This is a genomic window from Kitasatospora sp. MBT66, assembly GCF_000710405.2.
Lineage (GTDB): Bacteria > Actinomycetota > Actinomycetes > Streptomycetales > Streptomycetaceae > Kitasatospora > Kitasatospora purpeofusca.
In genome coordinates, this window is sequence record NZ_JAIY01000006.1 from 940,517 (window position 1) to 954,539 (window position 14,023).

Below are 14,023 nucleotides of genomic sequence, written 5' to 3' on the forward strand. Positions count from 1 at the left end.
ATGACGCGTACTCGGCCTACCCTCACCGCGATGGCCGAGAACCAAGCCCCCGACACCGCCCCCGACTCCGAGACCGGCTCCGACCCCGAGCCCGGCAGCGAGCCGCCCGCCCCCCGCCGGTCGACGGTGCGCTCGCTGCTGCGCCTGTGGCCCTACGTCCGCCCGATCCGCGCCCGGCTGGCCGTCTCGGTCACCGCCGCGATGCTCGCCTCGCTCAGCGCCCTGCTGGTCCCGACCGTGCTCGGCCGGATCGTGGACGGCCCGATCGCCGAGCGCGACCTCGACGGCCTCTGGGCCCCGGCGGCGCTGCTGCTCCTGCTCGGCCTCGCCGAGGCCGCCCTGTTCTACACCCGCCGGGTGGTGCTGGCCCGGCCGCTGTCCGGCGTCGAGACGGCGATGCGCGGCGACCTCTTCGCCAAACTCCAGCGGCTGCCGGTGTCCTTCCACGACCGCTGGGGCTCCGGCCAGCTGCTCTCCCGGGCCACCTCCGACATGTACACCATGCGGCTGTTCCTGGCCTTCCCGCTGGTCTTCCTGATCGTCAACACGGTGACCTTCCTGGTCGGCACCACGCTGATGTTCACCCAGGACTGGCGACTGGCGCTGATCGTGCTGGGCCCGGCCGTCCCGCTGCTGATCCTCACCCGCCGCTTCGAGGCCGGCTACTCGGGCGCCGCCCGCCGCGCCCAGGACCAGAACGGCGACCTCGCCACCGTGGTCGAGGAGTCCGTGCTCGGCATCCGGATCCTCAAGGCCTTCGGCCGCCACCGCTCGATGGCGGAACGTTTCCGCGAGCACTCCCGGCAGCTGCGCCGCACCGAACTGCGGAAGGCCGGACTGCTCGCCAACCTGTGGTCGGTCATCGTCGGCCTGCCCGAGCTGGCCCTCGGCTGCGCCCTCGCGGTCGGCGTCCACCTGGTCGCCCAGGACCAGTTGTCCGCCGGCACCCTGGTCGCCTTCCTGTCCACCGCGCTCTCGCTGCGCTGGCCGGTCGAGTCGCTGGGCTGGCTGCTCGCCTACGCCAACGAGGCCGCCACCGCCACCGACCGCTTCTTCGAGGTGCTGGACGAGCCCGAGGCGGAGGCCGCCGAGGCCCCCGCGGGCGGCTCCGCCGACTCCACCGACGTCCAGGACGGCATCCGGCTCACCGGCGTCCGCTTCCGCTACCCCGACGCCCCGGCCGACACCCCGGACCTGCTCCGCGGCGTCGACCTGCACATCCGCAGCGGCGAGACGATGGCCCTGGTCGGCGCCACCGGCAGCGGCAAGACCACCCTCACCGCCCTGCTCCCCCGCCTCTACGAGGCCACCGGCGGCAGCATCACCCTCGACGGCCGGGACATCCGCGAGTTCGACCGCACCCGGCTGCGGGAGCTGGTCGCGGTCGCCTTCGAGGAGCCCACCCTGTTCTCCGCCACCGTCCGGGAGAACGTGCTGATGGGCGCCCCCGGCGCGGACGAGGAGCGGCTGCTCACCGCGCTCGCCACCGCCCAGGCCGGCTTCGTCGAGAAGCTGCCGGAGGGCGTCGCCACCGAGGTCGGCGAGCAGGGCCTCAGCCTGTCCGGCGGCCAGCGCCAGCGGCTCGCGCTGGCCCGCGCCGTGGTCGGCGACCCGGCCTTCCTGGTGCTCGACGACCCGCTGTCGGCCCTGGACGTGCACACCGAGGCGCTGGTCGAACGCGCCCTGCGCCAGGTCCTCGCCGCCACCACCGCCCTGGTGGTCGCGCACCGGCCGAGCACCGTCCTGCTCGCCGACCGGGTCGCCGTGCTCGCCGACGGCCGGATCGAGGCCGTCGGCACCCACCAGGAGCTGCTGCGCGACTCGGCCCGCTACCGCGAACTGATGTCGGGCGAGGCCGCCCTCGTCCCCGAGGGGAGCACCGCCCGATGACCACCACCGTCGAACCCGCCGCCGCGCGCACCGACCCGGCCGCGCCGGACGAGGAGGAGCTGCCGGCCCCGCCCGCCGACGAGGAGGACATCCCCGTCCCGGCGGGCGCGCCGCGCGCCCTGCTGCGCTCGCTGCTCGGCCCGCACCGGGGCCGGATCGCCACCGCCATGGCGGTGATCCTGCTCCAGCAGGCCGCGCTGCAGGCCGGACCGCTGCTGGTCGCCTTCGCGATGGACCGGGGAATCCCCGCCCTGCGCGAGCACGACTCCGGACCGCTGGTCGCGGTGGTGGTCGCCTACCTGGGCTGCGCGCTGCTCGGCACCCTGCTCCAGTGGGCGTTCATCAAGATCAGCGCCCGGGTCAACCAGGACATCCTGCTGGACCTGCGCGGGCGGATCTTCCGGCACGCCCAGCGGCTCAGCCTGGACTTCCACGAGCGCTACACCTCGGGCCGGATCATCTCCCGCGCCACCAGCGACGTGGACGCGCTGCGCGAGCTGCTCTCCGAGGGCCTCCAGGAGCTGCTGACGGTCTTCCTCTCGGTCTGCTCGATCTCGGTCATCCTGCTGGTGCTGGACTGGCGGCTCGGTCTGGCCTCGCTGGCCTCCTTCCTGCCGCTGTGGCTGATCGCCCGCTCGTTCCGGCGCCGCTCGCGCCGGGTCTACCGGCGTTCGCGCACCGCCGCCGCCTCGCTGATCGTCCGCTTCACCGAGACCATGAACGGCATCCGCCCGGTCAAGGCCTTCCGCCGCGAGCGGGCCAACGACGCGGCGTTCGGCGTGGTGAACCGGCAGTCGGCCACCGCCACCGCGGACGGCCTGCTGGAGATCGCCCGGTACGTCGGTCTGTCCCGGGGCACGGCCAATGTGTGGAGCACCGGCGTGCTGGTGCTGGGCGCCTGGCTGGTCACCGACGGCGCCGTCGAACTGGGCGTGCTGACCGCCTTCGTGCTCTATCTGCGCCGGCTGTTCGACCCGATCGACCAGCTGGCGATGTTCCTCAACAGCTACCAGTCGGCCGCCGCGGCGCTGGAGAAGATCGCCGGCCTGCTGGCCCACGAGCCGACCGTCGCCGAGCCGACGGAGCCCGAGGAGCTGCCGGCCACGTCCGTGACGGGCCGGGAGGTGCGCTTCGAGAGGACGCGGTTCGCGTACCGCACCGGCAAGGAGGTGCTGCCGCCGTTCGACCTGGTGCTGCCGGCCGGGCAGACCGTCGCCGTGGTCGGCGCGACCGGGGCCGGCAAGTCGACGGTGGCCAAGCTGCTGGCCCGGTTCTACGACCCGACCGAGGGCCGGATCACCCTGGACGGGGTGGACCTGCGCGACCTCGCCGGTCCCGAGCTGCGGCGCGGGGTGGTGATGGTGACCCAGGAGTCCTTCCTGTTCTCCGGCACCGTCGCCGAGAACATCGCGATCGGCCGGCCCGGCGCCACCCGGGCCGAGGTCGAGGAGGCGGCCCGGGCGATCGGGGCGCACGCCTTCATCGCCGAGCTGCCGGACGGCTACGACACGGACGTGCGCAAGCGCGGCGGGCGGATCTCGGCCGGCCAGCGGCAGCTGGTGGCCTTCGCCCGCGCGCTGCTCGCCGACCCGGCGGTGCTGATCCTCGACGAGGCCACCAGCTCGCTGGACGTGCCGGGCGAGCAGGCGGTGCAGCGGGCGATGCGCACGGTGCTGGCCGGGCGGACGGCCGTGATCATCGCCCACCGCCTCTCCACCGTGGAGATCGCGGACCGGGTGCTGGTGATGGAGCAGGGCCGGATCGTGGAGGACGGCAGCCCGCGCGAGCTGATCGACGGCGCCGGGCGCTTCGCCCGGCTGCACCGGGCCTGGCGGGACAGCCTGGTCTGACACCCGCTCACGGCCCTCCCGCACCCTTCGCGAGTAATAGTCCATAGACCCTTTCGTCCATTACCGAAAGGGTCTATGGTCGTTCCCGGGGCCTACCGCCTCCGGGTTCGCGAAGGGGAACGAGCATGGTCGACCGTCAGCACTGGGAGCAGTGGCAGCGCAGCTGGGACCGGCAGCAGGAGTGGTACCTGCCCGACCGCGAGGAGCGGTTCCGGGTGATGATCGACCTCGTCGGCGCCGTGGCCGGCCCGGCCCCGCGGGTGCTCGACCTCGCCTGCGGCACCGGCAGCATCACCGAGCGGCTGCTCGCCCGGCTGCCCGGCGCCACCAGTGTGGGCGTGGACCAGGACCCGGCGCTGATGACCATCGCCCGGGGCGTGCTCGGCGAGGACGAGCGGTTCACCCTGGTGACCGCCGACCTCAAGGACCCGCAGTGGGCCCGCGCCCTGCCGCCGGGACCGTTCGACGCGGTGGTGACCGCCACCGCCCTGCACTGGCTGCCCGCCACCCATCTGGCCCGGCTCTACGCCGACCTGGCCGGACTGCTCCGCCCCGGCGGGGTGTTCCTCAACGCCGACCACATGCCGGACCCGGAGGTCCCGCTGCTCAACGCCGCCGAGCGGGCCCAGCGGCACGGGCGGCAGGAGCGGGAGAAGGCCGAGGGTGTCCTGGACTGGGAGGCCTGGTGGCTCGCCGCCGCGGCCGACCCGCTGCTCGCCGACCAGGTGGCCGCCCGCAACGTGCTGTACGGCTCGCACGCCGACGGCGAGTCCCACCCGGCCGGCTGGCACACCGAGCGACTGGTGGCGTCCGGCTTCGCCGAGGCCGGGGTGGCCTGGCGCTCGGTCACCGACGCCATGGTGGCGGCCGTCCGCTGAGCAGGCCGCCCACCGAGCAGGCCGCCCACCGAGCGGGGCGGTCCGTCGAACGGAGCGGTCCGTCGGGTGTGGCGGTCCACCGGGCGGGGCGCCGGTCCGGCCGGCGCCCCGCCCGGTGCGCTCAGCGCAGCAGCACCGCGTCCATGCCCGGCACCTCCGGCGGCAGCGCCACCAGCCCCAGCTCGGCGGGCGAGGCCAGCCGGGGGTGCGAGGGCAGCACCCGCACCGTGTAGCCGAACGGCCCGGTGCGGCCGAGCTCCAGTGAGCCCTCGTACCTGGTCCGCCCGTCCAGGTCGGGCCCGCCGACCGGCTTGAGCGCGAGCAGAGTGGCGTCCGAGATCCGGTCGGACTCGTCCACCCGGCCGGAGACCACCTGGACCTCGACGTCGGTCGGCTCCAGCGGGCCCAGGGTCACCTGCACCCGCAGCGCCAGGGCGCTGCCGAGCTCCTGCGCCTCGTCCGGGCAGTCCGCCTCGACGTGCTCCACCCGGACGGCCGGCCAGGCCTCGCGCACCCCGGCCTTCCACCCGGCCAGCTCCCGGGCGGCGCGGTGCGCCCCGCTGCCGGCCAGCTCCCGCTGGGCCTGCGCGGCCGGGGCGTAGAGCCGTTCGACGTACTCGCGGACCATCCGGCCGGCCAGCACCTTGGGCCCGAGGGTGACCAGGGTGTGCCGGACCATCGCGATCCACCGGTGCGGCAGGCCGTCCGAGCCCCGGTCGTAGAAGCGGGTGGCGACCTGGTCCTCGATCAGGTCGTAGAGCGCGGCAGCCTCGATGTCGTCGCGCCGCTCGGCCTCCCGGCTGTCCGGGTCGAGCACGCCGTCGCCGGTGTCGGCGGTGGGGATCGCCCAGCCGTTCTGGCCGTCGAACCACTCGTCCCACCAGCCGTCCAGCACCGACAGGTTGAGGCAGCCGTTGAGCGCGGCCTTCATCCCCGAGGTGCCGCAGGCCTCCAGCGGGCGGAGCGGGTTGTTCAGCCAGACGTCGCAGCCCGGGTAGAGGTGCCGGGCCATCGCCATGTCGTAGTCCGGCAGGAAGACGATCCGGTGCCGGACGGCGGGGTCGTCGGCGAAGGCCACCATCTGCTGGATCAGCCGCTTGCCGCCGTCGTCGGCCGGGTGGGCCTTGCCGGCGACCACGATCTGCACCGGCCTGGTCGGGTGCAGCAGCAGCGCGCGCAGCCGGTCCTGGTCGCGGAGCATCAGGGTGAGCCGCTTGTAGGAGGGCACCCGGCGGGCGAAGCCGATGGTGAGCACGTCCGGGTCGAGCACCGAGGAGACCCAGCCGAGTTCGGCCTCGCCGGCCCCGCGCTGGTGCCAGGAGGCGCGCAGCCGGTGGCGGACCTCGTCGACCAGCTGGGCGCGCAGGGTGCGGCGGAGGTCCCAGACCTCGGTGTTGCCGATCCGCTCCAGGCCGGTCCAGCGCTTGGTCTCGCCGGTGGTCATGGCCTCCTCGGCGCGGTCGGCGCCGATCTCGGCGGCGCCGAGCCGGACGACCGCCGGGTCGATCCAGGTGGCCGCGTGGACGCCGTTGGTGACCGAGGTGATCGGCACGTCCGCGGCGTCGAAGCCCGGCCAGAGGCCGTTGAACATCGAGCGGCTGACCTCGCCGTGCAGGGTGGAGACGCCGTTGGCGCGCTGGGCCAGCCGCAGGCCCATGGCGGCCATGTTGAACAGCTTCGGGTCGCCGCCGCGCCAGGTCTCGGCGCCGAGCGCGAGCACCTGCTCGACCGGGACGCCGGGGAGCGCGGTCTCGCCGCCGAAGTGCCGGGCCACCAGCTCGCGGTCGAACCGGTCGATGCCGGCCGGGACGGGCGTGTGGGTGGTGAAGAGGGTGCCGGCCCGGACCGACTCCAGGGCGGCCGCGAAGTCGAGCCCGGCGTCCGCGACCAGTTCGCGGATCCGCTCGACGCCGAGGAAGCCGGCGTGGCCCTCGTTGGTGTGGAAGACCTCGGGCGCGGGGTGCCCGGTGAGCCGCTGGTAGGCGCGCACGGCCCGGACGCCGCCGACGCCGAGCAGCATCTCCTGCAGCAGCCGGTGCTCGCTGCCGCCGCCGTAGAGGCGGTCGGTGACGTCGCGCTCGGCGGGCGAGTTGGCCTCGATGCCGGAGTCCAGCAGCAGCAACGGGACCCGGCCGACCTGGGCCTTCCAGATGTGCGCGGCCAGGGTGCGGCCGCCGGGCAGCGCGAGGTCCACCCGGCTGGGCGTGCCGTCGGGTTCGCGCAGCAGGGTGACGGCCAGCTCGTCCGGGTCGAGCAGCGGGTAGCGCTCCTGCTGCCAGCCGTCCCGGTCGAGGGACTGCCGGAAGTAGCCGTGCCGGTAGAAGAGACCGACGCCGATGATCGGGACGCCGAGGTCGCTGGCGGCCTTCAGGTGGTCGCCGGCGAGGATGCCGAGGCCGCCGGAGTACTGGGGCAGCGCGGCGGCGATGCCGTACTCGGGCGAGAAGTAGGCGATGGCGGCGGGGAGCGGCGCGGCGGCCTGCTGTCCCGCCGTCTGGTACCAGCGCGGGCCCGCCAGGTACTCCCGCAGGTCGTCGGCGAGGTCGCCGAGCCGGCGCAGGAACCTGCGGTCGGCGGCGAGCGCGGCGAGCCGGGCGGCCGGGACCTCCCCGAGCAGCCGCACCGGGTCCTCGCCCGTCGCGGCCCACACGTCCGGGTCCACGGACCGGAAGAGGTCCCGGGTCTCGGGGTGCCAGGACCAGCGCAGGTTGAGAGCCAGCTCGTGCAACGGCTGGAGTTGTTCGGGCAGGACGGTGCGGACGGTGAATCTGCGGATTGCCTTCACGGCGTGAAGCGTAGCCTCGCCCGATGGCATGATGGTGCGTCAGTTGGGCTATTCGGCATCCGTTCGGCCTATTGATGAGATCGCATTCGGCGCATTGGACTGCACGGGGGGCGCACGAGGCGCACTTTCCGGGGCGCCGCGCCACCAATACGTGAACACGGTGGAACAGATCCATTTCCGCCGGCGGGCCCGTGCCCGATCACCTCCGAAACTCCGGCCGGACCGGTGCGGAATCGACTCCACCGGTGCGAGGATGAACTGCGGTCGTCGATGCTGCGGGGAGTGCGGAGACGGGTGGCGTTCCCCCGCGAAGCAGCACGTCCGAATCCTTTTCGTGTTGATCGTTCGTCATCCTGATTGGTCCATTCGGCGCCCATCGCGGACCGCCGCGTGTCCTTGCGATCATCCCGCTCGTTCACGGGTGGGTCGGGTCCTCCAGGGGCGCGCTCCGAGAGGCGTGCGCCGGGACGCGCGCGGGCTCTCGGGCCCTCCGCCACGGGCTCGGCGGGAGCGGGGCAGGTTGCCCGGAACGACGGCGCGGGCAGGCTTCCGGTCGCAGGTCCTCCCCACCCAGTAGTCCTCCCGGTACTCCCCTGGCCCTGCCGGCCCGCGGGAGCTGCCGCCGATCTCGGGCAGGAGTTTGGCATGCACGGCGACACGCGGGACCAGTCCACACCGGTGGCGGACATCCTCGACGCAGCGGTCGCGGAATCCGCCGGACGGATGGATTCTGACGCTCGGACGGACGCGGCGATGCCGGGACCCCGGGGTGCCGGGGCAGACGGTACGGAGCGACCGGACGAACCGGCCCGACAACCAGGGGCCGAGGACAGCCGGACCGCCCCCGGCCCGACCAGGGCCGCGACCCCGCGCGGGCGCACCACCGCCCGCGGCGCGAGCGCCTCCGAACCCGCCACCGGCCGGGCCGGGGGCGCCGCACCCGCCGGTGCGCCCACCGCGCGCCCCACCGCCGGCCGGACCCGCGCGAAGCCCGCCACCACCCGCAAGACCGCCCGCAAGACGACAGAGAGCGACACCGTGATCGGCCGCATCCCCGTCCTGGACGTCAGCCCCCTCGTGGACGCCGGCCGCCGCCCGGCCAAGGCGGTGGTGGGCGAGTCCTTCCCGGTCTCCGCGACCGTGTTCCGCGAGGGCCACGACGCGGTCGCCGCCAATGTGGTGCTGCGCGACCCGCGCGGCCGCGGCGGCCCCTGGACGCCGATGCGCGAGCTGGCCGAGGGCTCCGACCGCTGGGGCGCGCACGTCACCCCGACCGCCCCCGGCCGCTGGTCGTACCTGGTCGAGGCGTGGTCGGACCCGGTGGCCACCTGGCGCAAGGCCGCGTCGATCAAGCTGCCGGCCGGGATCGACACCGCGCTCGTCCTGGAGGAGGGCGCGCAACTGCTGGAGCGCGCCGCCGCCGGGGTGCCGAAGAAGGAGGGCCGGGCGGTGGTGCTGGCGGCCGCCGAGGCGCTGCGCGACCCGGGCCTGCCGCCGCTGTCCAGGCTGGCCGCCGCGCTCGCCCCCGAGGTGCAGGAGCTGCTGGGCCGCTTCCCGCTGCGCGAACTGGTGAGCGCCTCCCGGCCGGTGCCGCTCCAGGTGGACCGGGAGCGGGCGCTGTTCGGCTCCTGGTACGAGTTCTTCCCCCGCTCCGAGGGCGCGGTGGTCGACCCGTCCGGGGTGGAGCCGCCGCGCTCGGGCACCCTGCGGACCGCCGCCGAGCGGCTGCCGGCGGTCGCCGCGATGGGCTTCGACGTGGTCTACCTGCCGCCGGTCCACCCGATCGGCCGTGCGTTCCGCAAGGGCCCGGACAACAGCCTGACGGCCGGCCCGCACGACGTCGGCTCGCCCTGGGCGATCGGCTCCCCGGAGGGCGGCCACGACGCCGTGCACCCGGACCTCGGCACGATCGAGGACTTCGACCACTTCGTCGCCGAGGCCACCGCGCTGCACCTGGAGGTGGCGCTGGACTTCGCGCTCCAGTGTTCGCCGGACCACCCCTGGGTGAACAAGCATCCGGAATGGTTCAGTCACCGGGCGGACGGCACCATCGCCTACGCCGAGAATCCTCCGAAGAAATATCAGGATATTTATCCGATCAACTTCGACCAGGACATGGACGGAATCGTCAAGGAGACGATCCGGGTCCTCCGGTTCTGGATGGCGCACGGGGTACGGATCTTCCGGGTCGACAACCCGCACACCAAACCGGTGCTCTTCTGGGAGCGGGTGCTCGCCGACATCGCCCGCACCGACCCGGACGTGGTCTTCCTCGCCGAGGCCTTCACCCGTCCGGCGATGATGCACACCCTGGGGAAGATCGGTTTCCACCAGTCGTACACGTACTTCACCTGGCGCAACACCAAGGCCGAACTCACCGAGTACCTCACCGAGCTCACCGGCGACGCGGCCGCCTACATGCGCCCCAACTTCTTCGCCAGCACCCCGGACATCCTGCACGCCTACCTCCAGGACGGCGGCCGGGCCGCGTTCGCGATCCGCGCCGTCCTGGCGGCCACCCTCTCCCCCAGCTACGGCGTGTACGCCGGCTACGAGCTCTACGAGAACGAGCCGGCCCACCCCGGTTCCGAGGAGTACCTGCACTCGGAGAAGTACGAACTGCGCCCCCGGGACTGGAGCCGCACCGACACCCTCGCCCCGCTGCTCACCGTCCTGAACCGGCTGCGCCGCCGTCACCCGGCCCTCCAGCAGCTGCGTTCACTGCGCTTCCACCCCACCGACAACGACCAGGTGCTCGCCTACTCCAAGACCGCCCCGACGCCCGACGGCCTCACCGACCACCTCATCACCGTGGTCAACCTGGACCCGCACCACACCCAGGAGGCCACCGTCACCCTGGACGGGGACGGGCCGTACGCGGTCCACGACGAGCTCACCGGCGCCGCCTACACCTGGGGCCGGCACAACTACGTCCGGCTCGACCCCTCAGCCGAGCCGGCCCACCTCCTCACGGTTCGGAGGAACCCAGCGTGACAGTCAACGAGCCCGTCCCCGACACCTTCCCCGAGACCTCGAAGAAGAACCTGGACCCGGAGTGGTTCAAGCGTGCGGTCTTCTACGAGGTGCTGGTGCGGTCCTTCCAGGACAGCAACGGCGACGGGGTCGGAGACCTCAAGGGGCTCACCGCCAAGCTCGACTACCTGCAGTGGCTCGGGGTCGACTGCCTCTGGCTGCCGCCCTTCTTCGCCTCGCCGCTGCGCGACGGCGGCTACGACGTGTCCGACTACAAGTCGGTGCTGCCGGAGTTCGGCGACCTCGCCGACTTCATGGAGTTCGTCGACGCCGCGCACGCCCGCGGCATGCGCGTGGTCATCGACTTCGTCATGAACCACACCAGCGACCAGCACCCGTGGTTCCAGGCCTCCCGGGAGGACCCGGACGGCCCGTACGGCGACTTCTACATGTGGGCCGACGACGACAAGCAGTACCCGGACGCCCGGATCATCTTCGTCGACACCGAGACCTCCAACTGGACCTACGACCCGGTGCGCAAGCAGTACTTCTGGCACCGGTTCTTCTCCCACCAGCCCGACCTCAACTACGACAACCCCCGGGTCCAGGACGAGATGATCGCCGGGCTGCGGTTCTGGCTGGACCTCGGCATCGACGGGTTCCGGCTGGACGCGGTCCCGTACCTGTTCGCCCGGGAGGGCACCAACTGCGAGAACCTCCCGGAGACCCACGAGTTCCTGCAGCGGGTCCGCAAGGAGATCGACGCCGACTACCCGGACACCGTGCTGCTCGCCGAGGCCAACCAGTGGCCGGAGGACGTCGTCGACTACTTCGGCGACTTCGCCTCCGGCGGCGACGAGTGCCACATGGCGTTCCACTTCCCGGTGATGCCGCGGATCTTCATGGCGGTCCGCCGGGAGTCCCGCTACCCCGTCTCGGAGATCCTCGCCAAGACGCCCAACATCCCGCACGGCTGCCAGTGGGGGATCTTCCTGCGCAACCACGACGAGCTGACCCTGGAGATGGTCACCGACGAGGAGCGCGACTACATGTACGCGGAGTACGCCAAGGACCCGCGGATGCGCGCCAATGTGGGCATCCGCCGACGGCTCGCCCCGCTGCTGGAGAACGACCGCAACCAGATCGAGCTCTTCACCGCCCTGCTGCTCTCCCTGCCCGGTTCGCCGGTGCTCTACTACGGCGACGAGATCGGCATGGGGGACAACATCTGGCTGGGCGACCGGGACGGCGTCCGGACCCCGATGCAGTGGACCCCGGACCGCAACGCGGGTTTCTCCTCCGCCGACCCGGGCAGGCTCAGTCTGCCGCCCATCATGGATCCGGTGTACGGCTACCAGGTGACCAACGTCGAAGCGCAGCAAAGCAGTTCGAGTTCGCTGCTGCACTGGACGCGTCGCATGATCGAGATCCGCAAGCTCAACCCGGCGTTCGGCCTCGGCAGCTACACCGAACTGCCCTCCAGCAACCCCGCGGTGCTGGCCTTCGTCCGTGAGTACGAGGGGGACCTGGTCATGTGCGTGAACAACTTCTCGCGGTTCGCGCAACCGACCGAACTGGACCTGCGGCGGTACGGCGGACGGAATCCGGTCGAGCTGATCGGCGGGGTGCGCTTCCCCTCCATCGGCGAGTGGCCGTACCTGCTCACCCTGGCCGGGCACGGCTTCTACTGGTTCCAGCTCCGCCGGCCCGCCCGGCCGACCGGAACCGTGCGGTCGAAGTAACGATCCGGCAGCCGCCACGGATCCCACCGAACCCTCCGGGGGCGCGAGTTCGTACCCCGCGCCCCCGGTCGTCTCTGCACCACCGCGTACGGAGAACAGCCCAACGGCCACCCACACGAAGGCGTGACACCCGGGCCCAGCGCTCGCGTGCCGCGCCGCCGCGCCGCCGCAATCCGGAAGACTGACGGACCCGGCCAGACCCGTCGGGCGATCCGCCCAGCTCCTCCGGGGAAAGGGAGTCATGTCCGAAACCTCCCGTTCGCAAGTCCCCCTGCACCAGGACGCCTCCGCCGGCCCCGCCGCGCCGGCCGTCCCGCGGGGTACCGGGGTCCGGAGGACCGCCCTGGGGGTGAGCGAACTCGTCCAGGCGGCGCTGCCGCTGATCGCCGAGTGGCTACCCACCCAGCGCTGGTACGCCGGGAAGGGACGGCCGATCACCGGCCTCACCCCCGTGGTCGGCACCCCCCTCCAGGTCGGCGACCCCGCCCTGCTGCACCTGCTGCTCCGGGTCGAGCACGCCGCCACCGCCGGAGCACCGCACGGCGACCTCTACCAACTGCTGCTCGGCATCCGCTCGCAGGGCCCGGCCGGCATCGAGCCGACCGCCGTCCTCGGCCGCCTCACCCAGGGCCCCTACGACGGGGCGACGCTCTTCGACGCGGTGCACGATCCGGAGCTCACCGGGCGGCTGCTGGAGCACCTGGCCACCGGCGACCGGTTCGGCGCACTGTCGTTCCGCCGCACCCCCGGCTCCGGACTGCCCACCAACCTGCCCGGGCGGGCCTCCACCGCCGAGCAGTCCAACAGCTCCGTCATCTACGGCACCTCGTACATCCTGAAGCTGTTCCGCCGCGTCCACCCCGGCACCAACCCCGACCTGGAACTCTCGCTCGCGCTCTCCCGGGCCGGTTCGACCCGCATCCCCCGGGTCGCCGCCTGGTTCGAGAGCCGGCTGGAGCGCGCCGAGCCGGCCACCCTCGGGCTGCTCCAGCGCTACCTCCCGGAGGCCGAGGACGGCTGGGAGCTCGCCCTCGACCAGGTCGGCCGACTGAAAGGCGACCCCTCCCCCGGCAACTTCGCGATCGAGGCGCACCGGCTCGGCCGGGCCACCGCCGAGGTCCACCGGGTGCTCTCCCGGTCGATGCCGGTGGCCCGGCTGGACCGGGGGCAGACCCGGCAGCTGGCCACCGCGATGGCCGACCGGCTGGACAGCGCGGTCGCCGCCGTCCCGGGGCTGATGCGCTACCGGGGCGCCCTGCGCTCGGCCTTCGGCCAGATGGCCGACGCCCACCCGGACGGCCTGGCGGTCCAGCGGATCCACGGCGACCTGCACCTCGGCCAGGCCATGCGCACCCCGCACGGCTGGGTGCTGCTGGACTTCGAGGGCGAGCCGGCCAAGTCGGTCGCCGAACGGCGCGAACCGCAGACCGCACTGCGGGACGTCGCCGCGATGCTCCGCTCCTTCGACTACGCCGCAGCCCACCTGCTGGCCGGCGGGCCGCCCGACCCGGAACTCGCGCACCTCGCCGCCGCCTGGGCGCAGCGCAACCGCACCGCCTTCTGCGCCGGCTACACCGCGGGCGGCGGCACCGACCCGGCGGCCTCGCCGGAGCTGATGCGCGCGCTGGAGATCGACAAGGCGGTGTACGAGGTGGTCTACGAGGCCAGGCACCGGCCGAGCTGGCTGCCGATCCCGCTGGCCGCGATCAACCGGCTCGCGCTCACCGTCTGATCCGCGGCGCCCCCTCGCCGGCCGGTCCGGTCCCCGCCCCACCGGGGGCCACCCCCTCCTCCTCCCCCGTTCCGCCGCCGGAGCCCCTCCCCGCCCCGGCGCCGACGGGCCCCGCCGCCCCGCATCCGCCGCCCCGCCCCCGATTCCGCGCCCCGCTCCAGGAGGGCCTCGCC

7 protein-coding genes are annotated in these 14,023 nt (G+C 73.4%); 6 read left to right on the forward strand and 1 reads right to left on the reverse strand.

Translation table 11 applies throughout. The features are described from left to right. Positions 1–30: 30 nt before the first annotated feature. The 3 genes from BI06_RS16595 to BI06_RS16605 all read left to right on the forward strand — a co-directional run bounded on the left by BI06_RS16595 (position 31) and on the right by BI06_RS16605 (position 4,618). Positions 31–1,890: an ABC transporter ATP-binding protein gene (locus BI06_RS16595; protein ID WP_030392731.1), complete on the forward strand. Its 1,860-nt coding sequence runs from the start codon at positions 31–33 to the stop codon at positions 1,888–1,890. Further along, on the forward strand, positions 1,887–3,740 hold the full coding sequence (locus BI06_RS16600; RefSeq protein WP_043468839.1) for an ABC transporter ATP-binding protein: 1,854 nt from the start codon (positions 1,887–1,889) through the stop codon (positions 3,738–3,740). The genes BI06_RS16595 and BI06_RS16600 overlap by 4 nt, the downstream gene beginning before the upstream one ends. Before the next feature lie 125 nt (positions 3,741–3,865). Further along, positions 3,866–4,618 (forward strand): trans-aconitate 2-methyltransferase, encoded by a 753-nt coding sequence (locus BI06_RS16605; RefSeq protein ID WP_030392733.1) that lies wholly within the window; start codon positions 3,866–3,868, stop codon positions 4,616–4,618. A gap of 121 nt (positions 4,619–4,739) precedes the next feature. Here BI06_RS16605 and glgP read toward each other — a convergent pair whose 3' ends face one another. Continuing rightward, the gene (gene glgP / locus BI06_RS16610; RefSeq protein WP_030392734.1) at positions 4,740–7,403 is read right to left on the reverse strand and encodes an alpha-glucan family phosphorylase; all 2,664 of its coding nucleotides are present in this window, start codon (positions 7,401–7,403) and stop codon (positions 4,740–4,742) included. Positions 7,404–8,441: 1,038 nt separating this feature from the next. On the opposite strand from glgP, the gene BI06_RS16615 reads away from it, so the two are divergent. From BI06_RS16615 to BI06_RS16625, 3 genes are all read left to right on the forward strand, one after another. Next, the gene (locus BI06_RS16615; RefSeq protein ID WP_030392735.1) at positions 8,442–10,397 is read left to right on the forward strand and encodes an alpha-1,4-glucan--maltose-1-phosphate maltosyltransferase; all 1,956 of its coding nucleotides are present in this window, start codon (positions 8,442–8,444) and stop codon (positions 10,395–10,397) included. Further along, positions 10,394–12,118 carry a maltose alpha-D-glucosyltransferase gene (treS, locus tag BI06_RS16620; protein WP_030392736.1) on the forward strand — a complete coding sequence of 575 codons (1,725 nt, stop codon included), beginning with the start codon at positions 10,394–10,396 and terminating at the stop codon, positions 12,116–12,118. Before BI06_RS16615 ends, treS begins: the two co-directional genes overlap by 4 nt. Before the next feature lie 241 nt (positions 12,119–12,359). Next, positions 12,360–13,850: a phosphotransferase gene (locus BI06_RS16625; RefSeq protein WP_043468843.1), complete on the forward strand. Its 1,491-nt coding sequence runs from the start codon at positions 12,360–12,362 to the stop codon at positions 13,848–13,850. The last annotated feature ends 173 nt before the right edge of the window (positions 13,851–14,023 follow it).